General features: G+C 48.2%; 25 protein-coding genes and 2 tRNA genes. 19 read left to right on the forward strand and 8 right to left on the reverse strand.

All coding sequences use genetic code 11. The features are described 5' to 3' along the window. Nucleotides 1-75: 75 nt before the first annotated feature. From F4Z13_06305 to trxB, 3 genes are all read right to left on the reverse strand, one after another. A tRNA-Asp gene (locus F4Z13_06305) sits at nucleotides 76-153 on the reverse strand. Between the two features lie 12 nt (nucleotides 154-165). Continuing rightward, a tRNA-Val gene (locus F4Z13_06310) sits at nucleotides 166-240 on the reverse strand. Nucleotides 241-314: 74 nt separating this feature from the next. Beyond that, complete coding sequence (trxB, locus tag F4Z13_06315) at nucleotides 315-1,223, reverse strand: thioredoxin-disulfide reductase (protein ID MXZ48839.1); 909 nt, start codon at nucleotides 1,221-1,223, stop codon at nucleotides 315-317. A 158-nt stretch (nucleotides 1,224-1,381) separates the two neighbouring features. Between trxB and F4Z13_06320 the strand changes: the two genes are divergently transcribed. The 13 genes from F4Z13_06320 (at nucleotide 1,382) to cyoE (ending at nucleotide 14,457) form a co-directional block, all read left to right on the forward strand. Next, entirely contained in the window at nucleotides 1,382-2,473 is a 1,092-nt protein-coding gene (locus F4Z13_06320) for an aminomethyl transferase family protein (protein MXZ48840.1), read from the forward strand. A 127-nt stretch (nucleotides 2,474-2,600) separates the two neighbouring features. Next, a complete protein-coding gene (locus F4Z13_06325) occupies nucleotides 2,601-3,641 on the forward strand; it encodes a rod shape-determining protein (protein MXZ48841.1) in 1,041 nt (346 codons plus the stop codon). A gap of 279 nt (nucleotides 3,642-3,920) precedes the next feature. Next, on the forward strand, nucleotides 3,921-4,727 hold the full coding sequence (mreC, locus tag F4Z13_06330; GenBank protein ID MXZ48842.1) for a rod shape-determining protein MreC: 807 nt from the start codon (nucleotides 3,921-3,923) through the stop codon (nucleotides 4,725-4,727). Nucleotides 4,728-4,754: 27 nt separating this feature from the next. Continuing rightward, nucleotides 4,755-5,261 (forward strand): hypothetical protein, encoded by a 507-nt coding sequence (locus F4Z13_06335; protein ID MXZ48843.1) that lies wholly within the window; start codon nucleotides 4,755-4,757, stop codon nucleotides 5,259-5,261. Then, entirely contained in the window at nucleotides 5,242-7,047 is a 1,806-nt protein-coding gene (mrdA, locus tag F4Z13_06340) for a penicillin-binding protein 2 (protein MXZ48844.1), read from the forward strand. The genes F4Z13_06335 and mrdA overlap by 20 nt, the downstream gene beginning before the upstream one ends. Further along, nucleotides 7,019-8,101, forward strand: coding sequence for a rod shape-determining protein RodA (gene rodA, locus F4Z13_06345; protein MXZ48845.1), 1,083 nt, complete (start codon nucleotides 7,019-7,021; stop codon nucleotides 8,099-8,101). Before mrdA ends, rodA begins: the two co-directional genes overlap by 29 nt. A gap of 170 nt (nucleotides 8,102-8,271) precedes the next feature. Further along, nucleotides 8,272-9,090 (forward strand): SCO family protein, encoded by an 819-nt coding sequence (locus F4Z13_06350; protein ID MXZ48846.1) that lies wholly within the window; start codon nucleotides 8,272-8,274, stop codon nucleotides 9,088-9,090. A gap of 25 nt (nucleotides 9,091-9,115) precedes the next feature. Further along, on the forward strand, nucleotides 9,116-10,063 hold the full coding sequence (coxB, locus tag F4Z13_06355; protein ID MXZ48847.1) for a cytochrome c oxidase subunit II: 948 nt from the start codon (nucleotides 9,116-9,118) through the stop codon (nucleotides 10,061-10,063). A gap of 19 nt (nucleotides 10,064-10,082) precedes the next feature. Continuing rightward, a complete protein-coding gene (locus F4Z13_06360) occupies nucleotides 10,083-11,687 on the forward strand; it encodes a cytochrome c oxidase subunit I (protein MXZ48848.1) in 1,605 nt (534 codons plus the stop codon). A 21-nt stretch (nucleotides 11,688-11,708) separates the two neighbouring features. Next, a complete protein-coding gene (locus F4Z13_06365; GenBank protein ID MXZ48849.1) occupies nucleotides 11,709-12,326 on the forward strand; it encodes a cytochrome c oxidase subunit 3 family protein in 618 nt (205 codons plus the stop codon). A 13-nt stretch (nucleotides 12,327-12,339) separates the two neighbouring features. After that, nucleotides 12,340-12,648, forward strand: a complete 309-nt coding sequence (locus F4Z13_06370; GenBank protein ID MXZ48850.1) for a hypothetical protein — start codon at nucleotides 12,340-12,342, stop codon at nucleotides 12,646-12,648. A gap of 16 nt (nucleotides 12,649-12,664) precedes the next feature. Then, nucleotides 12,665-13,534 (forward strand): heme A synthase, encoded by an 870-nt coding sequence (locus F4Z13_06375; GenBank protein MXZ48851.1) that lies wholly within the window; start codon nucleotides 12,665-12,667, stop codon nucleotides 13,532-13,534. 2 nt (nucleotides 13,535-13,536) lie between these two features. Then, nucleotides 13,537-14,457: a protoheme IX farnesyltransferase gene (cyoE, locus tag F4Z13_06380; protein ID MXZ48852.1), complete on the forward strand. Its 921-nt coding sequence runs from the start codon at nucleotides 13,537-13,539 to the stop codon at nucleotides 14,455-14,457. Here cyoE and F4Z13_06385 read toward each other — a convergent pair. Continuing rightward, nucleotides 14,450-16,237 (reverse strand): M3 family oligoendopeptidase, encoded by a 1,788-nt coding sequence (locus tag F4Z13_06385; protein ID MXZ48853.1) that lies wholly within the window; start codon nucleotides 16,235-16,237, stop codon nucleotides 14,450-14,452. The genes cyoE and F4Z13_06385 overlap by 8 nt on opposite strands. Before the next feature lie 206 nt (nucleotides 16,238-16,443). Between F4Z13_06385 and F4Z13_06390 the strand changes: the two genes are divergently transcribed. Beyond that, entirely contained in the window at nucleotides 16,444-16,623 is a 180-nt protein-coding gene (locus F4Z13_06390; protein MXZ48854.1) for a hypothetical protein, read from the forward strand. 26 nt (nucleotides 16,624-16,649) lie between these two features. Here F4Z13_06390 and F4Z13_06395 read toward each other — a convergent pair whose 3' ends face one another. Then, a complete protein-coding gene (locus tag F4Z13_06395; protein ID MXZ48855.1) occupies nucleotides 16,650-17,114 on the reverse strand; it encodes a metal ABC transporter ATP-binding protein in 465 nt (154 codons plus the stop codon). Nucleotides 17,115-17,432: 318 nt separating this feature from the next. On the opposite strand from F4Z13_06395, the gene carA reads away from it, so the two are divergent. Continuing rightward, complete coding sequence (gene carA, locus F4Z13_06400; GenBank protein MXZ48856.1) at nucleotides 17,433-18,560, forward strand: glutamine-hydrolyzing carbamoyl-phosphate synthase small subunit; 1,128 nt, start codon at nucleotides 17,433-17,435, stop codon at nucleotides 18,558-18,560. A 427-nt stretch (nucleotides 18,561-18,987) separates the two neighbouring features. On the opposite strand, the gene F4Z13_06405 is transcribed toward carA, so the two are convergent. The 3 genes from F4Z13_06405 to F4Z13_06415 are packed head-to-tail and all read right to left on the reverse strand — an operon-like array spanning nucleotide 18,988 to nucleotide 20,841. Continuing rightward, nucleotides 18,988-19,698 (reverse strand): endonuclease V, encoded by a 711-nt coding sequence (locus tag F4Z13_06405; GenBank protein ID MXZ48857.1) that lies wholly within the window; start codon nucleotides 19,696-19,698, stop codon nucleotides 18,988-18,990. A gap of 17 nt (nucleotides 19,699-19,715) precedes the next feature. Further along, nucleotides 19,716-20,576: a hypothetical protein gene (locus F4Z13_06410; protein ID MXZ48858.1), complete on the reverse strand. Its 861-nt coding sequence runs from the start codon at nucleotides 20,574-20,576 to the stop codon at nucleotides 19,716-19,718. Between the two features lie 43 nt (nucleotides 20,577-20,619). Then, nucleotides 20,620-20,841, reverse strand: coding sequence for a hypothetical protein (locus F4Z13_06415; protein MXZ48859.1), 222 nt, complete (start codon nucleotides 20,839-20,841; stop codon nucleotides 20,620-20,622). 59 nt (nucleotides 20,842-20,900) lie between these two features. Between F4Z13_06415 and F4Z13_06420 the strand changes: the two genes are divergently transcribed. From F4Z13_06420 to F4Z13_06435, 4 genes are all read left to right on the forward strand, one after another. Further along, the gene (locus tag F4Z13_06420; GenBank protein MXZ48860.1) at nucleotides 20,901-21,773 is read left to right on the forward strand and encodes an alpha/beta hydrolase; all 873 of its coding nucleotides are present in this window, start codon (nucleotides 20,901-20,903) and stop codon (nucleotides 21,771-21,773) included. Between the two features lie 333 nt (nucleotides 21,774-22,106). Then, on the forward strand, nucleotides 22,107-22,523 hold the full coding sequence (locus tag F4Z13_06425) for a hypothetical protein (GenBank protein ID MXZ48861.1): 417 nt from the start codon (nucleotides 22,107-22,109) through the stop codon (nucleotides 22,521-22,523). Continuing rightward, entirely contained in the window at nucleotides 22,507-23,814 is a 1,308-nt protein-coding gene (locus F4Z13_06430) for a hypothetical protein (protein MXZ48862.1), read from the forward strand. Before F4Z13_06425 ends, F4Z13_06430 begins: the two co-directional genes overlap by 17 nt. Nucleotides 23,815-24,051: 237 nt before the next feature. After that, the gene (locus F4Z13_06435; GenBank protein ID MXZ48863.1) at nucleotides 24,052-24,354 is read left to right on the forward strand and encodes a HigA family addiction module antidote protein; all 303 of its coding nucleotides are present in this window, start codon (nucleotides 24,052-24,054) and stop codon (nucleotides 24,352-24,354) included. The last annotated feature ends 122 nt before the right edge of the window (nucleotides 24,355-24,476 follow it).

Here is a 24,476-nt window from a genome sequence, read left to right on the forward strand (position 1 = left end):
ACGAAAACTATACATAAAAAAGCTAAAAACTCCCCTAGTCCCTAAGCGGAATTCCGTGCGATTCTTCAATCGGGGTGGCGGGACCGACGGGATTTGAACCCGCGACCTCTGGCTTGACAGGCCAGCGTTCTAACCAGGCTGAACTACGGCCCCGTTTAAATCAGATGGTGGGCGGTACAGGATTCGAACCTGTGACCCCCTGCTTGTAAGGCAGGTGCTCTCCCGCTGAGCTAACCGCCCGCAAAAACGCAAAAAAACAGGCAATCTGTATAACCGAATAAAAACTCTTTGTCCAAGACTAAGACACGGAACGGTCAAAGTCCATGCTCTTCTATGAACTTTTCCGCGTCCATAGCCGCCATGCACCCGCTTCCCGCCGCCGTTATAGCCTGTTTGTATCTTATATCTTGTATGTCTCCGGCGGCAAAAACGCCGGCGACGCTTGTTTCAGAAGTGCCGTTATTAGTAATCAGGTAACCATTATCGTCCATTTCAAGCTGTCCCTTGAAAATTTCGCTGTTGGGAGTGTGCCCGATCGCTACGAACATACCCTGACATTCCTTAACGTAACTCTCCCCGGTCACGACATCCTTTATCCTCACCCCAGTTACTCCATCCTCCCTTGAACCCAGCACATCTTCAACGACACCGTTCCATATAAAATCTATTTTTTCGTTTTCTCTGGCACGCTGCTGCATTATCACCGACGCTCTGAGCTTGTCGCGTCTGTGAACCACCGTAACCCGGGTTGCGAACTTGGTAAGGAAGATGGATTCCTCCATGGCGCTGTCACCTCCCCCGACAACCACAAGCTCCTTATCCCTGAAAAAAAATCCGTCGCATGTGGCGCATGTGGAAACCCCGTAACCCACAAGCTCACGTTCGGAAGGCAGGCCGAGCATCCTTGCCGTGGCACCCGAGGAAATAATGAATGTTGAGGCAAGTATCTGCTCATCTTCCGTCGACACGAGAAACGGCCTTTTGGAAAAATCGACGGCAGTTACGGCCTTATGTACGCACTGCGCCCCGAAACGTTCGGACTGCTCTCTCATAAGATCCATAAGCTCAGGACCCATGATTCCGTTTGGAAACCCCGGGAAATTCTCAACATCGGTAGTCGTGGTAAGCTGCCCTCCGGCTTCCGGACCTTCAAATACAAGCGGCTCAAGATTCGCTCGCGCCGTGTAGAGGGCCGCGGTCAGTCCCGCCGGGCCGGAACCCATGATGACCACCTTGTAGCTTTCTTTCAGTTCTTTCACTTCGCACTCCTGCAATTTCTTTTTAGAACAGGGACTTTATACTACATTCAGGCAGTGGTTTTTCAAGAGACAAAACAAACGAAGGAGGCGGCCAAAACCCTCCTCCGCAAGTGCTTACGCTAATGGAATCCGCAAAGAAAACTCCGCTTTATGAAAGACACGCAGCCCAGGGAGCCGTATTCGGCGAGACGGGCGGATTTTTTCTTCCAAAAAGCTACGGTGACCCGGAAGGGGAAGCAAAAGCCGCAAGAGAATCTGTGGGCGTTATAGATATTTCAAGCAGGGGAAAACTCATGCTATCGGGAGCCGACCACATAAAATTCCTGCAGGGGGTGCTCACAAACGACGTAAAGGAGAAAATCCCCGGGACAGGGGTCTACGCGACAATACTCACCCCCAAGGGGAAAATGGTTTCAGACATGAGGGTCTTTAAAAACGAAGGCTCTGTCTACATGGATGCTGAACCCGGCACGGGCGGGAACCTAGCGGAGTTTCTCCGCAAACTCAGGCTTTCATACAAAGCCGAGGTGCTTGACGTTACTGAAGATTGCTGCGTTTTTCACGTCTGCGGTCCCGGCTGCGGGGAATTAATCGAAAAGCGCCTCGGCGTCAACGTTAAACAGATGAAGGAATATGATCACCGGGCTTGCGGAGAGGCAACCTTAATGAAACTCAACAGAACGGGAGAAACCGGTTTTGACGTTCTTTTTGAAAACCGCGGGGCTAAGAAAATCTGGGAACTTCTTCTTGAAAATCCACCGGTCCCCGGACTTTGCGGACAAGAGGCTCTCGAAACCCTGAGAATAGAAGCCGGAATCCCCGTTTACGGAAAGGACATGGACATCTCCACCATACCTATTGAAGCCGGCATATGGGATGCTCTTGACTTTGAAAAGGGTTGCTACGTGGGACAGGAAGTAATAGCAAGGATAAAGTGGAGAGGAAGAGTAAACTGGCACCTCGCGTATTTCGAGGCACAGCAAGACGGCAGCGCACTACCAGGGAACACGCTTTGGGTTAAGGAGAAAAAAGTGGGGAGAATAACCTCTTCAACATACTCTCCCACTCTGGGGAAAAACATCTCCATCGGCTATATAAGAAGGGAATTCCGCGATTTCCAGGGAGAAATATCCGTTGGCGGAGAAGACCTCGCCGACAAAACGCCGAACACCGTAAAAACAACGGGAAAGCCTTTTTATAGCCGCTTTGAATAATTTAAAAAAAATGCTATAATTTAGAGGTTAACTATTTGGCCGTAGACTCGTCTGGTTTACAATTACATAAGGCGAGTATTTTCGGGTTTGATTATAGTTTAACTTAAAGAAGAGGTAGTTGTAAATAATGATACTGAACAAGATTCTGGAATATTTTTCAAACGATCTGGCGATCGACCTCGGAACTGCGAACACCCTTGTATACCTCAAAGGCAAAGGGATAGTGTCTAACGAACCATCGGTTGTAGCAGTGCAAAACATTCCGGGACAGAAATCAAAACTCATCGCTGCAGGAAAACACGCTAGGGAGATGGTAGGAAGAACTCCCGAGTCAATCAGGGCCATAAGACCTCTTCGTGACGGTGTTATCGCCGATTTCGAAGCGGCTCAGAAAATGATCGAGTACTTCATAAAAAAATCCAATGGCCATAAAAAAAGCTTTGTGCGCCCGAGAGTAGTAATATCGGTTCCCCTTGAGATTACCGAAGTAGAGAAAAGAGCCGTAAAAGAATCGGCCGAGGCGGCAGGAGCCCGTAGAGTATATCTTATTGAGGAAACAATGTGCGCCGCCCTAGGGTCTGGGATAGAAGTGCATAGACCCTCGGGTAACATGGTGGTCGACATAGGAGGCGGTACTACGGGAATAGGCGTTATCGCACTGTCCGGGATAGTTGTGAGTAAATCAATCAAAACCGGCGGAGACAAGATGGATGAAGCCATACAGCAGTGGCTGAGAAGAAATCACAACATAATAATTGGACACAGGACAGCCGAAGAACTTAAGAAAAAGTTCTCTGCACACCCGGAAATAAGCAGCGGCAAAAAGATGCAAATGAAAGTAACCGGAAGAAACAACATTTCCGGTGTTCCCTCAATGCTTACAATTGACGCGGAAGAAATCGGAGAGGCAGTAGAAGAAACCATAAACCAGATAGTCGATGCAATTATGCAGACTTTGGAGAGAACCCCGCCTGAACTCTCTGCAGATGTCTTTGAGTCGGGAATAATGCTAGCCGGAGGCGGTTCGCTTCTAAGAGGGCTGCGCAACCGCATAGAGCAAAAAACCGGTATACATATAAAAAGGGCCGAGCAGCCCCTCGATTGCGTCGTTATGGGTTCCGGAAAAGCTCTCGAAAATATAGATCTTCTAACCTCCGTCGCTATATAATTATAGAAAACCCGTGATATCAGGCAGATTCCGTAATGTCTCGATTATTGAGTCGCAAGTGCCGAGTTCGGCCTTGATTTGTGTCTGCTCTCACAATCAGCCTTCAAGACGGATTGCCCCTTGCAACCTGAATTGTTTTGTGTTATAGTGGTTTGGCAACGGTTTTTTGTTTTAGTATCCTGTAACCCCTTGCAATGGCTGTCATTATAACGTGGACGTGATTTTTTCCGCCACTTGTGAGAATCGAAATTAAGTATCTCCGACCGGAAGGGAAACTTAATGAAGAAGTTTTTTAGCAAAAATCAGCTATTTCTGTCCTTTATCCTCATAATTGCTCTAATTCATCTATTGCCCGTCACTTTTGACTTGGCAAAAAAAGAAAATAATTACACAACAAAGTTGATGCTTAGCATTAACTACGGCTCCGGCGCTTTCGCAAACTACGTTAAAGATGGAGTGAGATACTACTGGGACCATTATATCGACCTCGTCGATACAAGCGTTGAAAATTCCCGCCTGAAAGCAAAGCTACAGGAAATGGAAGCACAAGAGTTGATGCTAACGGAAATAAGACTTGAAAATGAAAGGTTAAGAAGTCTTCTTAACTACAGAAGTTCCTTTAAGGGAGAAGTGGTGGGAGCAAGGGTCATAGGGAGCAGTCCTTCGCTAGTGGGGCCTGGCTTCCTTATAATAGACAAAGGATCGTCTTCCGGGATAAATGAGGGGGCCCCGGTGCTTAACAACGTCAGGGCCATAGGAACCGTGCACTCGGTAAATGAAAAAACCTCCTTGGTAATGCTAATGACGAATCCCTCAAGTGTGGCGGATGCACTTGTACAAAGGAGCCGTGCACGAGGCATAATTGCCGGAGCGGGAAACCATTACGTTATGAAGTACATTGAGCAAGAGGAAGATATTATAGTCGGAGACAAGATCATATCATCCGGAAAAGACAATGTTTTCCCAAAAAATATTGTTATAGGAACCGTAATAAGAATTGAGCCGGATAAAGGACTTCAAAAGGCCATCATAAAACCGGTAATCGATGTGAGCAGGGTTGAAGAGGTGCTCATACATCTCAATTAGCTCTCCCCAACTGGACCCAGTTGGAATATGATGAGAATAAACTTCTCTTTTCTTTTCTATCTACTCTGCTCTTTTCTTTTCATCATTATCCAGATGTCGGTAATCTCGACATCTTCTCTGGGCAAGTTCACCCCCGATCTCAATCTGATCTTAATAATATGCTTGGTAATCAGAACCGAAATACCTTATCTGTTCACACTTGCCATGCTGAACGGGTTTTTAATGGATGTTTTTTCGGCCGGAGCTTTGGGGCTCCATACGATCACAAGATTCGCCGTGTTTCTTGCTCTGCGAGTGGGCATGCACAATCTTAATTACCACCGCAACAACCTCTTTTTCCTACCTCTGGCGCTTTTTATAGGAACCCTGCTCATGCACTTGCTGCTACTGGTACTGCTTCTGTTTAGACAAGACAGCGGACAGGCGGCATTTCTCAGTGTTGAGCTAGCTTTTTATCAGGCTATCATTAATACAGTGGTCGGCGTTCCGATAATAATGCTTCTGAGGAAACTGGATGGGATTCCTAAAACATAGATTCACAATAGCCTCATCCCTAATCGTGCTGTTTTTTGTCGTCTTCTCGGCGAGGTTGTTCTACCTCCAGATATACAAGGGCGAGGAATACAGAAATTTTTCGGAAAGAAATATCCTGAGAGCACTTGAACTTCCTGCGCCCAGAGGACGGATTTTCGATAGAAACGGCGAAAAAATTCTCTATAACAAACCGTCTTTTAACATACGAGTATTTCCGAGAGAAATAACGGATGTCGAGGAGCTCGCGGAAAAACTTGCGGAGATAATAAACGTTCCAGAGAAAGAACTCCTGGAAAAACTTCGGAAAATAGAAACCCTCAAAAGCTTCTATCCCGTTACAATCGCCAAGGACATAAGCAGAGAGGAGCTTCTTCTGGTCGAAAAAAACAAGGAAAGGCTAGAGGGCATATTTCTTGAAGTGGGGCACAAGAGATTCTATCCGCATGGAGAGGCAGCCGCCGTTCTTCTGGGATACACGGGGATCGCCGACGCAGAAGAGGTAAGAACCTACGGTCGGATCAAGGCGGGGAACGAACTCGGAAAAATGGGTGTCGAAAAGGTCTTTGACAGTGAACTCAGAGGAACAAACGGTCTTGAATACGTCATGGTAAACGCACACGGAAAGGTGATCTCAGACTCTGTTGCCACACTATTGCCAGCTCGCAAGAACAGGGAAATGGTCCAGGGAAAAGATATCCACCTCACCATTGACGCGCAACTGCAGCAGTTCGCCTATGAAGCTTTGGGTAAAGAGAAAGGGGCCATAGTCGCAATGGACGTAAGAAGCGGAGAGATTCTGGCGATGGTAAGTCGTCCATCCTATCGTCCCGAGCACATCTCGAAGGAGCTTTCCCCTAAGGAAAGAAGAAAAACAAAAAAGAAAAAATCTTTTTCCCTTCTAAATCGCTCAACCCAAGGAACCTATCCGCCCGGGTCAGTACTCAAAATAATCACGGCCTTTGCGTTGCTAGAGGAAAAAACTGCTGATCCGAAGTCGTCCGTATACTGCCCGGGCCATTATTTCATAAACAAGAAACGTTTTAACTGCTGGCGCGAAGAAGGCCATGGGGATATAAACCTCTACAAAGCGATTGTCGAATCGTGTGACGTATACTTCTATAAACTTTCCCAGAAGCTTGGTGTTGACGGCCTTTACCCCTACATGAAAAAATTCGGGCTTGGAGAAAGAACCGGCATAGCGCTGCCCGAGAAACGGGGAGTGAACCCATCAAAGACATGGAAAAGAAAGCATCTGAAAGAACCTTGGTACCCAGGCGAAACTGCAATCCTAGCAATAGGTCAGGGATACGTTACCACAACCCCTCTTCAGATAAGTGTTATGACTTCAGCAATAGCAAACGGAGGCATTATAGTCAAACCGAAGATAAGAAAAACGGATGAAAAAAAACCACTGCGGATAACCGAGGGAGGTCGGCGCCTTAACGCAAAATCAGTATCTTTTCTGAAAAAAGCACTTTACGGTGCCGTAAACGAACACCGAGGCACCGGGATTTACGCAAGATCAAAAATCACGTCCGTTTCGGGGAAGACGGGTACGGCTCAGGTCGTGTCGGCAAAATTCGAGTCGACCGAAAAACGGTTTCAGGACCACGCTTGGTTCACATCCTACGCACCGTCGGATTCGGCGGAGATATCCGTAACCGTCCTCGTTGAGAACGGGGGGAGCGGAAGCGTGGCCGCAGCCCCAATAGCAAAAGAAATCATTGAAACCTATTTCAAACTCAAGAAGGAACGAGATGAAGTTCGAATTGCCATATCTGAGTAGCTACTCCTGGCTGTTGCTGCTGGCTGCTTTGCTTTGCTTAGCGGGGCTCATGAATCTCTACAGCGTCTCGCTGTTGGCCGGCTTGGGTGCATTCAAGAAACAACTCGTATGGGTTCTCGCGGGACTTTTGACTGTGGCGGTCATTAGTCGCTTAAGACCCCATACGCTGGAAGCCCACTCGGTTACTTTCTACCTGTTCTTCCTCGCGTTGCTGGGGCTACTTTTCGTATTCGGAAAAACGGTATCGGGGTCTAGAAGCTGGTTCCAGATAGGTCCGGTCTCCGTTCAACCCTCCGAATTTATTAAAATCGGCATAATAATGGTGCTTGCCAATTACTACGCAAACGATGTGGCCGCAAAGGAAAATTACAATTCGGTGGAACTCCTCAAGCCTCTGGCTCTTTTGCTTGTTCCCACCGCAGCAGTAATTGCCCAGCCCGACATGGGAACCGCAATTACCATTCTTCTCATAGGTTCAAGCATCATTTTGCTTATGGGAATCAGCAGAAAAGCACTGCTTAGAATAATAATCATAGCGATGATATCCATCGTGCCGACCTGGCATCTTCTGATCAAGGACTACCAGAAGGAGAGAATATATTCCTTTATGGACACTTCCTCCGATCCTTTTGGTGTAAGCTACAACTCGATTCAGTCCCAGGTTGCCATAGGTTCCGGCATGGGTTACGGAAAAGGTTTTTCTCTGGGTTCGCAGTCCAACTTGAATTTTCTTCCCGCACACCATACGGATTTCGCATTTTCGGTGATTTCCGAGGAATGGGGATTTCGGGGTTCAGTGTTTATACTTCTTCTGTATTTCTCCATAATTCTTTTTATTCTTAGAATCGCAACATCCCTAGAAGACCGCTTTGCAATGATCGCATGCTTTGGAATTGCGGCCATGCTCTTCTGGCACGCCGTGATAAATATCGCTATGGTAACGGGACTTATGCCGATCGTCGGTACTCCTCTTTTCTTTATCAGTTACGGCGGTTCCTCTACCCTCACTGCCTTCATCGGAATCGGTATAGTTCTTTGCCTGAGAAAAAAATAAACAGAGCCCGAAAACCCAAATAAGCGTAAAGAAAACGAATTCTTGACAGAGAATTAACATCAGATAGAATCTACGCCTATTTGAGGCGTGGGAAAGGGAAAATTCCTCTCCCCTGAGTCCTCCAAACAATTATTTTCATTTAAAAAAACAGCCAAAAAACGGCTCCTTTCATGTGGAGGTTCTTCATTTTTCTCAGTGTTATGTATCTCTCAAGCACGGTTCCGGCTCTCTTCACATCGGACGTTCAGGCGCTTTCTAACGTAAACGACGTAGAAGAAATAGGTTTTGATGAGAAACTTGCGTCTTCCATAGATCTTGACACTGAATTTCGCGGGGAAAGCGGAGAAGCGGTAAGTATTTCCTCTTTTTTCGGGCAAAAAAAACCGGTGGTTCTGAGTCTCGCCTACTTCACATGCCCAAGACTCTGCCTTCTTGGGACAGACGGAGTTCTGGAAGCCATAAACCAGATGGATGCCTTCAGGCCGGGGAAGGACTACACCGTGGTGACCGTAAGCTTTGACCCGGAAGAACCCCTTGATGTTATCAGCGAGAAATCCGCAAGATACAAAAAAGCGCTTGCGGGCGGGGCTGAAGAGGCCAAAAACTGGCACTTTCTAACAGCGACTGCAGAAAACATACTGAGGCTTACCGATTCAGTGGGATTCCGTTTCAAAAAAGACGGCGAGGAGTTCGCCCACCCTTCGGGAATAGTCATACTCACGCCGGATGGGACAATCTCGCGATACCTCTACGGAGTTCAGTATGATCCCCGTAACTTCAAGTTATCTCTAATAGAGGCTTCCGAGGGAAAGATAGGCTCCTCGGAACTGCTTAATAAAGTGCTTATGTTCTGTTATCAGTTTGACCCTGTGGGGAAAAGATATGCGCTTGCCGCTCTTAACGTCGTCAAGGCGGGAGGAATGGTAACCCTTACGGTTCTCGTAGCGTTTCTCTGCCTGATGTGGAGAAGAGAAAGAAAAACCCATTAATTATTGCGGAGGTTGTAAATCATAAATGTCCACCTGGATACCGGAATCAGCTTCAAATCTCGCAGCAAGCGTTGATAACATAACCCTGTTCGTAACAATCGTATCAGTATTTTTCTTCGTCCTGATTTCGGCCGTACTAGTAGCCTTCTCAATCAAGTACAGGCGGAAAAGCGAGGATCAGGAAACCGCCTACATAACTCACAACCCGGTCATTGAAACCATCTGGACCATAATCCCGACCATACTGCTCATGGTCATCTTCGCATGGGGATGGATAGCTTTCAAGGAACTTCGCAATCCGCCTCCAGAAGCGATCGAAGTTAACGTCGTGGCAAAGCAGTGGCTTTGGGAATTCGAGTATTTCACCGGAAAAAAATCGCTGAATGAACTCTTCGTGCAGCAGAACAAGCCCGTAAGGCTCATAATGAGATCAGAGGACGTTATTCACAGCTTCTTCGTTCCGCAGTTCCGAGTAAAACAGGATATTCTTCCGGGCAGCTACCAGCAGCTCTGGTTCACCCCGACCAAGGTCGGCACCTTTGATCTTCTGTGCGCGGAATACTGTGGTTCCGGGCACTCGCAAATGCTTGCGACAGTAAAAGTCCTGAGCCCAGAAGCATTCGCAAGATGGGAAAAAGGAGACGAACTTGAAGACGGGGCCGCTCTGGCGGCAATCAGCGTGTCCCCGGCGGAGAGAGGAAAAGAACTGCATTCCCAGAGGGGCTGCCTTGCGTGCCACAGCGTAGACGGCAAGGAAGTCATAGGGCCAACTTTCAAAAATCTTTACGGGAAAACAGAAAAACTTGCAGACGGTTCATCGGTTCTTGTAGACGAGAACTATATCAGAGAATCAATTTATGAACCCCAGGCAAAAATGGTAGAGGGCTACCCGCCAACGATGCCTTCGTTCAAAGGTATACTGTCTGAGGATGAAGTAACCGCCCTTATCGAGTATATAAAGACGTTGAAGTAGCAATATCAAGGAGAAAAAGATGGCAAACGGAGTCATGACTCAAACCCAGCATATACCGTATTTAGCCCAGAAAGGTTTAAAGTCGTGGATTTTGACAACGGATCACAAACGCATCGGGATCCTTTATCTCGTTACGATCTCGTTTTTCTTCATGATTGCCGGCCTAGCGGCCCTGGGAATGAGATACGAGCTTATGACTCCCGAGCTTGACTTCTTCAGAACCGCAACGGAGTACAATGTAGCGTTCACGCTTCACGGTTCCCTGATGGTTTTCTTCTTCATCGTCCCGGGAATCGCGGCGAGTTTCGGCAATTTCCTGATCCCGCTAATGATCGGGGCCAGGGACGTGGCGTTTCCCAGAATAAACCTGCTGAGTTTCTGGATATATCTTGTCGGAACGGCAATACTGCTTTCCGCGCTTGCCCAACCGGCTGACACGGGCTGGACATTCTACACTCCCTACAGCATTCAGACGGGCACCAAGGTAATAATGATAACCTTGGGAGTCTTCGTCCTCGGGTTCTCATCGATTCTCACCGGAATGAACTTCATAGTGACCATCCACAAGCTTCGAGCGCCTGGAATGACGTGGTCAAGACTGCCGCTTTTCATATGGGCATCCTACGCAACTGCCATACTGCAGCTGCTCGCAACGCCGGTTGTGGGAATCACGCTTCTTCTCCTGATAGCGGAGAGGGCGTTTGACATAGGCTTTTTTGATCCGGCCAAGGGAGGGGACCCAATACTGTTCCAGAACTTCTTCTGGTTCTACTCCCACCCCGCCGTCTACATAATGGTTATTCCCGCCTTCGGGATTATCTCGGAGATAATCCCCGTCTTCGCGAGAAAACCTATTTTCGGATACAAGGCAATCGCGTACTCAAGCTTCGCAATTGCAATAATAAGCTTCTTCGTCTGGCTGCACCACATGTTCGTAAGCGGCATATCGGAAACGGCAGCTGCAATATTCTCATTTCTGACCATGCTTGTCGCCATACCAACGGCCGTAAAGGTGTTTAACTGGACCGCAACCCTGTACAAGGGATCAATAGACTTTCACTCATCCATGTTATACGCGCTGTCTTTCATAGTGCTTTTCACGGTCGGAGGACTGACCGGAGTTTATCTGGGGGCCTTGGCCGTTGACGTGCATCTGCACGACACGTACTTCATAGTAGCTCACATGCACTATGTCATGATAGGAGGAACCGTGATGGGATTTTTCGGGGCCCTTCACTTCTGGTATCAGAAATGGTTCGGAAAGGTGTTCAATGAACTGATCGCAAAAGTCGCGTGGTTCCTGGTTTTCGTAGGATTCAACGTAACGTTTTTCCCGCAGTTTTTCATGGGTTTCCAGGGGATGCCCAGAAGGTATGCGACCTATCCAGAAGAGTACATATCCTATCATGCCCTTTCGACCTACGGATCATGGATACTTGGGCTCGGGATTTTAATAATGACCGTGAACCTGCTTATACCGCTCTGGAAAAAAGGACGGCCCGAATCGTCAAATCCCTACGGCTCCCTTTCTCTTGAGTGGCAGGTTCCTTCCCCGCCGCCACATGAGAATTTTGACGAAATACCAACTGTAACTGACTGGACTTACTCTTACGGGAAAAAATAGATCGGAGGCTAACGCAAAAAAATGAGCAGCACAGTAGAACACGCCGAAAGCCACGCGCACGGACACGGGCTCGGAGACGCCGTAACCCACAACGCGGCTAAATTCGGGATGTGGCTTTTCCTCGGAACGGAAATTCTTCTTTTCGGGGGACTCTTCGCGGCGTACGCGCTTTTCAGGGCCAAGTTCCCGGATCTTTTTTACGAATCGCACAAGAAACTGGACGTGACTCTGGGCGCCGTAAACACCATAGTGCTAATCTTCAGCAGTTTCACAATGGCTCTGGCGGTGTCGGCCTCGCAGAAAAGAAACAGAAAGTGGCTGATGATACTGCTTTCCGTAACTTTCATATGCGGAGCGGCTTTCGGGGTAAACAAGTACTTTGAGTACAGCGCCAAGTTTCACCACGATATATTTCCCGATACGAACATATTCTTCGCCCTTTACTTCATGATGACCGGACTTCACATGCTCCACGTGTTTGTGGGAATGGGCATAATTTTCGCCCTGATAATAATGGCCAAGCAGGGAAGATTTAAAGAAGGAAACAGATATACCCCGGTTGAGGTCGGAGGGCTTTACTGGCACTTGGTTGACCTGATCTGGATATACCTATTCCCGCTATTGTATCTAATCGGGTAGACGGAGAGAGAAAATGAGCACACACGATCACACTGAGGAACATCACACCGGCCTTCGGGTATACGCAGCTGTATGCCTTGCACTGTTCGTCCTGACGGCAGTTACGGTTTACGTCGCGAAGTTCGATTTCGGGGACTTCAATATCGTTGTCGCTATGTTGATAGCGTCGATAAAAGCATCGATCGTCGCCCTTTATTTCATGCATCTTAAGTTTGAAGACAAGCTTACGTGGATATACGCCTTATATCCCCTCTTCCTGCTTTTCCTTCTCATCGGGTTCACCATAATGGAAACCTTCACAAGGGTGCCGGTAATAAAGTAGCCATACAAAAACAGGCATGCTCGCAAAAACTGCTCTAGGGCTTCTGTTCATACTTCTCATATGGGGAAACGCGGTATCGGGACTCAAGGCCGGACTCGCCTGTCCCGACTGGCCGCTTTGCCACGGAGAGATAATTCCGCCTTTCAGGTGGGATATATACGTCGAATTCTCCCACCGCGTAATTGGAGGCATAACATCCATAGTACTTTTCATCCTCTGTTACAGGAGGTTCCGCACGTACAGAAAAAATTACAGGATACTTCCGCTGCTCGTAGTCCTGCTTCTTCTGTTTCAGATTGTGCTTGGAGGAATAGTGGTTCTTGCCAAGCTTCCAGTGAACCTGACTACTATTCATTTCACAAACGCCATTATAATCTTCTCTATCACCCTTTATATGGTGTATTTCGACGGCGTGATTAAAAAGCCCGATTTCCGTTTCTCGGGTCCGGCCGGACTTTTTTTCGCGCTTTTTCTGCTTGTATTTATCCAGGCTTCTCTGGGAGCTTACGTAAGGCATCTGGAGGCGGGGCTTGCGTGCCCTGATTTTCCCACGTGTCTAGGCTACTGGATTCCGCCAGAACTCTCAGGCAAGGTGCTGGCTCACTTTGCGCACAGGACGGTCGCTTACCTGCTCACGTTGGTATTTATCTTCGTGCTGATTCTCTCCAGAAAATCCGAAAGATTCAGGGAAGCCCGAAAAAACATGTCTCGAGCAGTCGCCCTGCTTTTCCTTCAGATCGGACTTGGAATTGTGGTCGTAACCTCAAAGCTTCTCTTTTACGTCACCGCCGTTCATCTCGCAATCGGTCTTCTGATACTTTCTCTCTGCCTTCTCACTTGGTTCGGGTATATAAGTAAAGACACCGTCGCCGAAAAAACTTTTTAGCAATGAGTGAAGCGCAGAAAAAATCAATGGGAAACATGGCGGTTTCCGCCGTTATCCTCTCCAAGCCCGGAATAATAATGAGCGTGGCGTTTACGGGCCTTGCGGGAATGGTGGTGGCCAACCGGGTCTTTCCCTCGTTACAGACGGTTTTTCTGTGCGTTGTCTCCCTTCTTCTTAGCGCCGGTGGAGCGGCAATTCTGAATAACCTGCTCGACAAGAAAATCGACAAGCAGATGACCCGTCTTAACAAAAGGGTGGAGGCCCTGAGAGTTCTTGGAGACAAAAATGCGTGGGTAATCTCGATACTCATGATGGCCGTTGCTCTCTTCATCTCGCTTTCTTACTTCAATTATGTAAACGCGGCACTTATTCTCCTCGCAATTCTAAGCTACACCCTTATTTACACCCTCTTCCTTAAAAGAACTTCCCCTTTCGGTACCGTGCTCGGGGGAGTGCCGGGCGCCCTTCCCGTGCTTATAGGCTACACCGCCATAAAACCCGCTCTGCAACTCGACGCGATGACAGTATTCATATTCATGATGCTCTGGCAGCCTCCCCACTTCTGGGTGCTCGCACAAAAATACAGAAAGGATTATGAAAAAGCCGGGATAAACGTTCTTCCCGTAGCCTTGGGCACGAAGTACACCAACATGCTGATACTCATCTATTCCCTGTCCCTGATACCCCTGACTTTCATCCTCTGGCTCACGGGAACAAACACCGTCTATTTCGCGGCTTTCGCCGCGGTAGCTGGAATATACTTTAACTACCTGGTGGTAAGAAGCGTTTTCGCCAACCGTGGTTACGGAAAGGCTTTCTCGGCTTCAATCATCTACATGCTTCTCATAATGCTAGGCATAGTAGTTGACATACTGGTTAAGTCGCTCTCCCCCGTGGAAAGGGTTATCGGGAATCTTATGTAGCAACCGAGGGGAGAAGTTCTTTAAGTTCCTCGAGCGGCCGTGATAGGGTAACAATGGCCTCTTTCCAAAAATCTTTGTTCGTTATATCGTCCCCGATTGACCTTTTCACCGCCCCTTCCGCATCGTCTGAACCGGTGAGAGCGAGAAACTCTTCGTAAACCGGAATAAATTCCTCCCCATGCTGCCTGAATTTCTCGAAGAGCGCCCTGCTCAGCAGGTAACCGAAAGTGTAGGGGAAATTATAGAAACTGACGCCCGTTATGTAAAAATGAAGCTTTGAAGCCCAGAAAAACGGATCGCATTCCAAAAGCACGTCTCCGAAAATCTCCTTCTGGGTCTCGGTCATAAGTTCCTTTAGCTCGCTCACGGTCAGTTCCCCTTCGGCGCGCCGTTCGTAGAGTTTTCTTTCGAACTCATACCTGACGGGGATGTCCAGAAGATATATGGCCCCGTGGTTTACTTCCGCATCCCTCACAAGCACCTTGTCCTCAACACTCGTTGAAGGATCTCGCAGCAGCCCTTCGGCAAGCAGCATTTCCCCGAAAGTTGAGGCGGTTTCGGCAAGCGTCATGGGGTAGAACTGTGCATAGGGACGAAGTTCCCTCATCACGTGAGAATGAAAGGCATGGCCCGCCTCGTGAGCAAGGGTGAGTATGTCGCCTACCCCGCCGTTATAAGTCATGAATATCCTTGACTCCCCGGTGAGAAGAGAACCCGTGCAGAATCCCCCGGGTCTTTTTCCTTCCCTTACTTCCCAGTCTATCCACTCGCTGCGGCATATATGGTCAAAAAACCCGCCGAGGCGGCCGTAGGCGGCCGAGAAGGAATCGGAAACCATGGATTTCGCACCGCTCCAGTCAACCCCGCCCGTTTTGCCAAGATTCATTGGGGCCCCTAGGTCGTACCACGATATCCCGTCGAGCCCCAGCGTCTCGGCCTTGAGTCTAAGGATGTTCCTTGGAAGTTCGACCGTCTCCCGTATTGCCTCCATCATGGAATCCAGAGTCTGTCTCGATATCGCCGCGTCAAAGAGCGCTACGTCGAGGAAATGATCGATTTCCCTGTGCCTGTAGAGCGTGTGCCTGGTTCCCGATATGGCGTTTATGGCACCGGCGGCCACGTCTTCAAAATTCCCCCAGGCCTCGTTGCCCCCGGAAAAAGCGGCTTTTCTTATCTCCCTGTCGGGACTTTCCATAAGCGATCTTCTCTGGGACATGGGAAGCCTTTTCTTCGTCCCGTCGGGGTAAGCCATCTCGAACGTCATCTTTGAGGATACGGTATCGTAGATCCGCCCCCAGGCGCTTATCCCGTCGACTCCGAGCTCCGAGGCCAGAATTTCCTTCGGAGCGGACATTATGAACCGGGAATTTCGCCAAACGCGCCTAACGTAATAGGAAGCCGACTCGATATCCGGGAAAGAGACAAACTCGTAAAGCAGATCTTCGTCTGCACCCCGAAGCGCTCTTTGCAGCTGGACCTCAAGCTTCTCGAGATCCGAACCGAGAAGGGAAATCGCCGCTTCCTCGCGCAGATAATCCTCCCTGTTGGAATCCGAAGCGCTTAGACATCCCACGTAGGAACGTATATGGGAATATTGGCTTATCAGCCTCTCGGTTTCCAGGAAGACATCCTTCCAGAACGCCAGATTTTCCCCGCAAAGAGGTTCAGAAGCCGAGGCCTTCTCGTCGAGACTCTTTATGCCTCCTGAGAGATTCTCTTTGAACTCTCTATATTCAACTCCCTGAAATTCGGTGAAATAAGAAGTAAGATCCCAGTTCATATCGGTACTTTCGCGCTACATCAAAAGCGGCAAGCTTCCGGATGCAGTCGCTCCTTAAGACCAGAAATAATACAACAGAATTTGCTAATTGGAACAGATCGGGTTGCTGCCACAAGACTGTTTCTCGCTATTGATCAGTCAAGGCCGACGAAAGCTGCAAGAAACTTCCTAGGCTTCTTATCATAGATTGCTGGGAACCTGAGAAGATGAACACATCTCAAAAATACAATCTAATAGAAATGACGGATGACCGTTACGGAGAGAATTCTACTGCGATGATAAGCCAGCTTCCGGTGAGCGAGTGCTACGGTATCATAGGGAACAACACTCTTGCGAATGCGACCCTTGAGAGAATCTTCCACAACTCTACAATCAGGCTAAATTAGGCTGTCAGTGGGAATTTCCGCTCTTTTCATTCTTTCCCAGCTTCCTCTTCAGCTTCCTTTTTATCTCGCTCGTGAGCTTCTTCGACAATTTGCTCGGGAGATTTAATTTCAGGGAGCATACATTTTTTCTTAGTAGCGGCTATTTCCAATGCTTTGTACTCTCCTCTCAATTGAGAGTATTCAGCAGCTTCGGGACTATCACCTTTTATTAAAAGAAGGGCTGGCCAGAACAGAAGTGCCCCAAGCCATCCTTTCTTCTTATCGGAAGAAGCTCGTTTTTTCAAACTTGCATATAGCGTTGTAGTTCTCTGGCCCACCATCTCCATTTCCATTGCTATCTCTTCACAATTGTATTTCCCATATCTGTAAGGAGAAACATGAGCTGGAGCTATATCTTTTGGCGAAGTTGCACAGGCACTGCTAAAAAGAAAGAAGATTAAGACCGAAAATATTTTACACCTTCTCCCACTTCTTTTTATAGTTTTTATCATTGGACATCCTCTCTGGCTTTATTTCTACCCGGATAGCCAGGCATGCTGCGTATCCCAGCGAATTGGTAGGCTAATCTGCTCTTGGCGCGAGATTCTACACACCCCTATTTTCTCTGTCAAACAAGAGAGTTTAGCACGAGCGGGGATGGATAGGGGACAATACCCTTCCGTTTTTATCCCCTCCCCCTCGAAAAATTCACTGCAATGGTAAACAGTCCGAGTTCTGACCGGGAACACTTTAGACCCCGCCACGTTAATCTTGGCGGCAAGAGAACATTTGACATTACCACAAGCGTATATATTTTAACCCCCTGAACAATGAAAAAAGCATATCTCGCGCTTGAAGGCGGAAAAGTATTTGAAGGCACAAGCTTCGGAGCCCAGGGAGAGGCGACCGGCGAAGTTGTTTTCAATACATCCTTAACGGGTTACCAGGAAATACTCACGGATCCTTCCTATAACGGTCAGATAATCGTAATGACCTACCCAGAGATAGGCAACTACGGAATCAACCCCGAGGATTTCGAATCAGAGAAACCTCACCTAAGCGGTTTCGTGGTAAAGGAATACTGGGATCACCCGAGCAACTGGAGATCGAAAGAGAGCCTAGACAGTTTCCTCTCAAGACATGGAATACCCGGCATACAGGGAATCGACACCAGGGAACTTACGAGGATCATACGAATCGGTGGAGCGATAAAGGGAATTATATCAACCGTCGAGACAAGCCCCGAGGCTCTTGCCGAGAAAGTCGACTCCTCGCCGGGAATAGTCGGACGTGACCTAGTAACGGAAGTAAGCTGCGCGCAGCCTTACGCATGGGACGAGGGAACGGGAAAGTGGCGCCACAGCAGGGACAAAAACTCCGAACCCTCCAGAAAATTCAAAGTCGCCGTCTACGACTTCGGAATAAAGAGAAACATACTCAGAGAGCTTCGCGATCTTGGATGTGAAACAACGGTTTTTCCGTCGAAAACGGACTCCAAGGACATACTGGCTTTTGACCCCGACGGGATTTTTCTCTCAAACGGACCCGGGGACCCGGCCGCGGTTAAATACGCTTCGAAGAATGTAAGAAAACTTATCGGGAAAAAACCCATTTTCGGGATCTGCCTCGGACACCAGATATTGGGTCTCGCGCTTGGAGGAAAGACCTTCAAGCTAAAATTCGGGCATCGCGGAGGAAACCAGCCGGTCAAGAACCTTGCGACAGGAAAAGTGGAGATAACTTCGCAGAATCACGGCTTCGCCGTGGACCCCGATTCGCTTAAAAGCAATGTCGCCGTCTCTCACATAAATCTGAACGACCAGACCGTCGAGGGACTGAAACACAAGGACTACCCCCTCTCCTGCGTCCAGTATCACCCCGAAGCCTCTCCGGGGCCGCATGACTCCTCTTATCTTTTCAGAAACTTCATCGAGATGATGGAAGATTTTTCAGCGTAAGTACTCAGGTTGCATAGTCGTTCAGGAGCCACAGATATCTAGCATTCCAAGATTCAATAGATCTATTGAAATTCACGATACGCTGGTCCGCAGAACTGCTCATCTAGTTTTCGTTCCCTAACGTATTACCTCATTTCTTCTCTTTCCAGATGTCTCTCAAGAAATTCTATCGTCCGCAAGGTAAGTTCCGCTTTCTCATCAAGTCCTTCAAGTCTTTCCTCTTTCATTTTTGCGTTGAGTAACTTGTACAGATGGGCATATATATCCGAAGGGGCCTTTATCTTCTGTTCCTGCATATTCTCTTCCTCCCTAGAACGATATGAGTTTAACCGACCGGATACTCTCATTACCCGCGTCACTTTGATGAGAACTAATCATCGCAGAAACGGTATCGGTTCACGTGTCCACTTAGGGGCATGCGGTCAATTTATCCACACACCTCTCTTTTAAGCAACCCTACATACTTGTCTGCAAGCCTTGTAGGTTCGGGAATCCTAAGACTGCGCGAGCACTCAAGGGCAACCACAATAGCGGTATAGAGATCAGTTCTGTTCCCAGTAGACACGAAAACCGGTTTAACGCCGTCTCTGGTTCTCAAAGCTGCGCCAATGACCTCACGGTCCCTGCCTCTTATTAACTCTCTTTCGCCCTTCTTAGGACCCGGTTCGCTGAAAGTCCCGTAAAGACATTTCTTTGCGACGCCTATCGCCGGAATATCGAGCAAAACTCCGACATGACAGGCAAGCCCGAAGCCCCTTGGATGAGCAAGTCCGTGTCCGTCTACCATAATCATGTCACAGTGCTCACGAAGCTTGTCGAAAGTCCTTATGACGCAAGGCGCCTCCCTGAAGCCCAGAAGCCCGGGAACATAGGGAAATACTTCATCCGAGACAGCCCATACCCTTTCGATCTCCTCCAGCTCAGGATAGGAAAAAAGAATCATTCCGCAGACAAGTTTTCTCTCCTTGACGCAGATAGCGATATCGGCGTCGGCAATCGTGCTAATAGGCTTCGGATCAGGAGTTTGTACAACCCTTCGGGAAAGCTCTTTCTGAATACGAAAAGCTTCTCTTACAGGAGTAGGTTTTGCGGAATAGAGTATTTCAAGGTCTTTTATCAAGTCGCCTTTACGGTGCATGGGAACAGAACACCCCGCTAAAGCCTACAGTGCTCACAAGCTTTGCCTATAGGCACTTGTCTGCTTGATTTTTCGCAATAGCTGCAACCATATTTGCCGTAGAACCAAAGCACCGGATCAAGCGCCGCGCTTGTTCCCGCAATCCGGTCCGGTCCCCCTATCTTGGCCTCGGCGACCGCTTCGCGGCAGACGCTCTGTATTATCGGTTTTGCTTCTCTAAGCTTAAGTACTTGCGTGTCCGTGATTCCCAGATTCTCCGCCGCGCGGCGAACCTGAACATCCACCGCTACGGGGACCTTTTCTATGCTCTTTATTTCAGCTCCGCCCGGATTCGCCATTATCCGAACCCACATGGCTCCTATCTTCGGACCGCGAAGAAGCGGAAATCTGGAGCGGCCCGTCTCGTCCCTGCTCCTAAGCGCTTTCAGCAATTCCAAAGAGTCTCCAAGGCCACTGTCTATTACGCGGCGGATCGGACTATCGCCTACAGCAAGACTGGCGGAGATAACGTGCCAAGCTTCTGAGTCCTGCGTGTGATACCTGCTTACCCTGCTCTTAGACAAACGTGATTTGAGGGTCTCCAGGGGAATTTTTACCACCTCGGCGGGCTCGAATAGTTCCGGGCATGACATGAAAAGTTCCGCTGCCGATTTCCAGAGACTGTCTGCCTCTCGCATACGGTCCATTGCGGAAACGAAAGTAAGAAACAGCCGCACGGTGCGCTCGGATTTGCCGGAATCACGCATCTCTTCAGCAAGTTTCACCTCCGGCATCTGTGACCACAGGTCATGGGGCTCTATACCTCTTTCGGACAGATCGAGGTGATTGCCGTAGAAGTCATCGGAAATCATTCTGACTACTTGTGCCGCGTTAGACATTTTTAGCTGAAGAACCAGTCTCTGTTGTTCTTACCGCACCGCTTTAAGTTGCGACCCGCAAAGGCTTTACGAGTTCTGACCCGTCTTCTTTACATGAAGCAATATACTCGTCAATCGAATGGCGAAACTCTTTTTGAATCCCTTCAAGGCCTGTCGCCTCAAAGGTAGCGATCGGATAACTGCCGCTGTTGACAACTCTTCCATGAAAACGCCCTACGGAATCATCAAATTCAACCGTCGCAACATAACCCTTGTATTCAATCATGATTTTCACTCCCGCGGTTTTTAAGAAAGCGATTACATTCGGTTAGAATACACGAAAACATGTTCGGCAAAAACTTCAGAAAGCAGAAAATCCAGACTCCGGAAGTCGAGATAAACACCGTCTGGGGAGGAAAGGGACAGCCCCTGCTTCTCCTGCACGGCTACCCGCAGACGCACGTTATGTGGCACGAGGTAGCGCGTACGCTCGCCTCGAATTTTCTGGTCGTATGCCCCGATCTACGGGGTTACGGAGACAGTTCCAAGCCTGCCGGCAAAGAAGATCACTCAAACTATTCAAAAAGGGCAATGGCCGCGGACATGGTATCGGTGATGGAAACCCTGGAGTTCTCCGAGTTCTACGTCGCGGGACACGATAGGGGAGGCAGGGTGCTTCACCGCATGTGTCTCGATCACCCTGAAAAAGTCCTAAAGGCCTGCGTCATGGACATCGCCCCCACCCACCATACGTTCACAACCGCCGACAAGCACTTCTCCACGGGTTACTATCACTGGTTTTTTCTTATCCAGCCCGACGGACTTCCTGAGAGAATGATAGGGGCTGACCCGGAATACTATCTTCTTGAGAAGCTCAGACGCTGGAGCGCCTCAGGTGCGGGATTTCATCCCGAGGCCGTAAAAGAGTATGTTCGCTGTTTCAGCGATCCGCGCGCAATCCATGCAAGCTGCGAAGACTACAGGGCCGCGGCCTCCATAGATATTGTCCATGATGAAGAAGATATGGACGCCAGGATAACGTGTCCACTTCTTGCCCTCTGGGGCGGAAAGGGGTTCATTCACAGAACCTATGACGTGCTTAGCGTATGGAGGGAAAAAGCGCTCAGCGTTTCGGGAAAACCGCTTGACTGCGGCCACTTTGTCCCGGAGGAAAAACCCCGGGAGACCTCCGCGGAACTGCTGTCATTTTTCAGGTAAGGGGTTTCAGCAAGGAGAAACCGTAAGGTTTTTGCTGAAAATTATTTACGGTTCAACCGTTCTACATCAAGCCCGCTTTGGTATTGATATGTCTCGTAAGGTTGTAATCATAACAATTCCCCATACCGTTTTGATATCTTAGACGCTTTACTTTCTCTTTTTTCTAAAATATAATTTCAATCGCTTACAACTGAAGAGGTCCCGCTACGTCGGGTCTCTGTGAATATAAAACCCGATTCCAGGGAAATAAGCAGAACGTCCAAATCTCTTTGGTTGTAAGCAAGGCCCGGCACCCACGTGTGTCGGAGATCAGCTTACTGGAGGTATTAATTCATGAGGAAACACCGCCTGATTTATGGATTTTCTGTTTTAGCCGTTGCAGTAGTATTGGGATTGTTCTATTACGGCACGAAGAACGATGCTAAACAATCTAATTCACACATTATTCCATCCGATTTGAATTCCACCCCCTCTCTTTCCAATAAAGTGTCGGAATCGGTGCAGAAGGATAAGCCTCAGGTTTCCATTAAAAATAAGTCTCTTAAGCAGCCGGAACATCGACCGGTTAAGCAAGAACCCCAGTTCCAGCCTGACACGGTTGATGGAAATCCAATAATCCTTACAAAAAAGAAAGTCGTGCTCGAAGACGGGAAAGAAATTATGGTCTTTGAAAATGTTCCTGATTCATGGAGGACAGAGACCGAAGTACATTTTGATAAGGGGGGCAAACCTCATGTTACACATCGCTAACAAATGGATTTTCACTCTATCCTTTTTCTTCATTATGGCCGTATTCCTCCCGGTTCAGGAGAGTGTGGCAACAACATTTAGAGCAATATACGCTGATGCTCCAGGTACAGGGTTTTATGATGAAACCCATATGACTGATCAGCTTGCCCAGGGCAATATTATCGGTACAACCGTCGGAGAAGTAAGAAGAAACGCATTCGAAGCTGCTCTTGATATTCTAGAAGAAAATATTTCAACTAACAACAATGAAGGAGTTGTAATACAGGCGTCGTTTGATGATTTAGGAGCGCCAAGCTCAAGAGGTATAGTTCTTGGTGGAGCTCTCCCAGCAGATCATGTTTTTTTAGGACTAGTTCCTGGGTTACCAGTTTGTTCAGCATCATCTTTTTTTCAAACACCACCACAGTGTTCGGTTCCTTTACTCAACGAGCCGGGGGTTGTGGGAGTGCCTTTAGCGCTTGCTGAACATATTACGGGACAAGGATTTAACGGAAATAATCCAGATATTCTAATAAAATTCAATGAAAGAGCTCCATTTTATTTTGGAACAGAAACCACGCCTTTTAATTACGTCAATTTTGTTCTAGTAGCAGCGCATGAACTATTCCATGGTCTGGGGTTTTACGATTCATTTCGAGAGGATGGTAGTTTTATTGCATTAACGGAACTGGGTGGCAGTCTGGTTCCTGTGTTTTCTTATTACGACATAAATCTATACTCAGAAAGTGAAGAAGACTTGCTTGTAAATCTTTCGCAGTCTGAAAGGCGGAACGCTATTACCTCAGTAGATGGTCTCTCATGGGATGGGACGCTAGGAGGCCTATTTGATACTAGTTGTGGACAGCTTATGGGCGAAGCTTTAATGGATTATTACCCATCTGCCGTAGATAAAGAAGGCCGACCTCAACTCTATGCGCCTAGACCTTACGAGCCAGGGAGTTCTATCTCACACTTTGTTCAAACTTCTAAAGACTTAATGAAGCCTTCAGTCGATGGTGTAGAGCATGCTGACTTCACGCTTGGGGTGCTTTTGGACATGTTGTGGGTTGTAGGAGATATTTCCCCTGACCGATTAGAAGTTCTTGAAGATTGCCTCACTAGTTCTGGAGGAGAAACAGAGCCAGAATCTACACCTGCTCCTGATACACCAGGGCAATCAAGTGGCGGGGGCAGTGGTGGTGGATGTACTATTGCGGAAACTCAAGCCATGTCGCAAAACACTATTTTAAACCTGCTTTTAATCCTGCTTACTATGGTTCCTTGCTTTCAACTATACAGGAGAGGAGGTTAAGGTTGTTACGAAAAACAAAAGCATCCTTTAAGTAAGAGGTGGTGATCAGCGCAAGCTTGTAAGGGATTAAATGTAGGCAAACATTTACCCGTCGGAGAAGTTGCGAAGGTAATTCAGTGAATGACAAGCAGCCGTGGCAAGTTAAACTGGATGATTCAATGAGAGTAATATCATATTCCGCTTTGGCGATGTCTACAACGTTGACTTGATTGACTACCGCTAGAAAGAGGCAGCAATATGACGATAAACAGTCCGCCGCATCCCGACCGCAGCATCAGGGAAAACTGCCTAGCCCCACTTGGGTTGAACGTTACCGAAGCGGCAAAAATTTTGGGTGTTGCTCGTCACACGCTTTCGCGCATACTGAACGGCCATGTGGCAATTTCACTGGAGATGGCTATCAGGCTTGAGAAGGCGGGATGGTCCAATGCCGAGTTCTGGCTACGTCGCCAGACCACTTACGACCTGGTGCAGGCACGCAAGGGCGAAGACCGGATCAATGTTGAGTTCTACCGGTCGCAGCGGACGGAGAAGGAATGAATACCGAACATGAGCACAGCAAAAAGCCCGTAGCAATACTTAGCCGGATATAGGTTCAGGTACCAAGAAAGCCAGTTGGTCTGTAAGCTGAGTTCTGTTAAATACAGTCATTCATGTCCTTG

The sequence above is a fragment of the Candidatus Dadabacteria bacterium genome (genome assembly GCA_009837205.1).
Lineage (GTDB): Bacteria > Desulfobacterota_D > UBA1144 > Nemesobacterales > Nemesobacteraceae > Nemesobacter.

Coding starts and splice junctions, on each gene's coding strand:
- F4Z13_06335 (MXZ48843.1), top strand. CDS start 4,755: ATGATGAGAATAAACTTCTCTTTTCTTTTCTATCTACTCTGCTCTTTT.
- rodA (MXZ48845.1), top strand. CDS start 7,019: ATGAAGTTCGAATTGCCATATCTGAGTAGCTACTCCTGGCTGTTGCTG.
- F4Z13_06395 (MXZ48855.1), bottom strand. CDS start 17,114: ATGATAAAAACTATAAAAAGAAGTGGGAGAAGGTGTAAAATATTTTCG.
- F4Z13_06375 (MXZ48851.1), top strand. CDS start 12,665: ATGCTCGCAAAAACTGCTCTAGGGCTTCTGTTCATACTTCTCATATGG.
- F4Z13_06410 (MXZ48858.1), bottom strand. CDS start 20,576: ATGTCTAACGCGGCACAAGTAGTCAGAATGATTTCCGATGACTTCTAC.
- coxB (MXZ48847.1), top strand. CDS start 9,116: ATGTCCACCTGGATACCGGAATCAGCTTCAAATCTCGCAGCAAGCGTT.
- F4Z13_06350 (MXZ48846.1), top strand. CDS start 8,272: ATGTGGAGGTTCTTCATTTTTCTCAGTGTTATGTATCTCTCAAGCACG.
- F4Z13_06435 (MXZ48863.1), top strand. CDS start 24,052: ATGACGATAAACAGTCCGCCGCATCCCGACCGCAGCATCAGGGAAAAC.
- mrdA (MXZ48844.1), top strand. CDS start 5,242: ATGGGATTCCTAAAACATAGATTCACAATAGCCTCATCCCTAATCGTG.
- cyoE (MXZ48852.1), top strand. CDS start 13,537: ATGAGTGAAGCGCAGAAAAAATCAATGGGAAACATGGCGGTTTCCGCC.
- trxB (MXZ48839.1), bottom strand. CDS start 1,223: ATGGGTTCCGGCCCGGCGGGACTGACCGCGGCCCTCTACACGGCGCGA.
- F4Z13_06415 (MXZ48859.1), bottom strand. CDS start 20,841: ATGATTGAATACAAGGGTTATGTTGCGACGGTTGAATTTGATGATTCC.
- F4Z13_06430 (MXZ48862.1), top strand. CDS start 22,507: ATGTTACACATCGCTAACAAATGGATTTTCACTCTATCCTTTTTCTTC.
- F4Z13_06385 (MXZ48853.1), bottom strand. CDS start 16,237: ATGAACTGGGATCTTACTTCTTATTTCACCGAATTTCAGGGAGTTGAA.
- F4Z13_06405 (MXZ48857.1), bottom strand. CDS start 19,698: ATGCACCGTAAAGGCGACTTGATAAAAGACCTTGAAATACTCTATTCC.
- carA (MXZ48856.1), top strand. CDS start 17,433: ATGAAAAAAGCATATCTCGCGCTTGAAGGCGGAAAAGTATTTGAAGGC.
- F4Z13_06390 (MXZ48854.1), top strand. CDS start 16,444: ATGAACACATCTCAAAAATACAATCTAATAGAAATGACGGATGACCGT.
- F4Z13_06365 (MXZ48849.1), top strand. CDS start 11,709: ATGAGCAGCACAGTAGAACACGCCGAAAGCCACGCGCACGGACACGGG.
- F4Z13_06370 (MXZ48850.1), top strand. CDS start 12,340: ATGAGCACACACGATCACACTGAGGAACATCACACCGGCCTTCGGGTA.
- F4Z13_06325 (MXZ48841.1), top strand. CDS start 2,601: ATGATACTGAACAAGATTCTGGAATATTTTTCAAACGATCTGGCGATC.
- mreC (MXZ48842.1), top strand. CDS start 3,921: ATGAAGAAGTTTTTTAGCAAAAATCAGCTATTTCTGTCCTTTATCCTC.
- F4Z13_06425 (MXZ48861.1), top strand. CDS start 22,107: ATGAGGAAACACCGCCTGATTTATGGATTTTCTGTTTTAGCCGTTGCA.
- F4Z13_06320 (MXZ48840.1), top strand. CDS start 1,382: ATGGAATCCGCAAAGAAAACTCCGCTTTATGAAAGACACGCAGCCCAG.
- F4Z13_06420 (MXZ48860.1), top strand. CDS start 20,901: ATGTTCGGCAAAAACTTCAGAAAGCAGAAAATCCAGACTCCGGAAGTC.
- F4Z13_06360 (MXZ48848.1), top strand. CDS start 10,083: ATGGCAAACGGAGTCATGACTCAAACCCAGCATATACCGTATTTAGCC.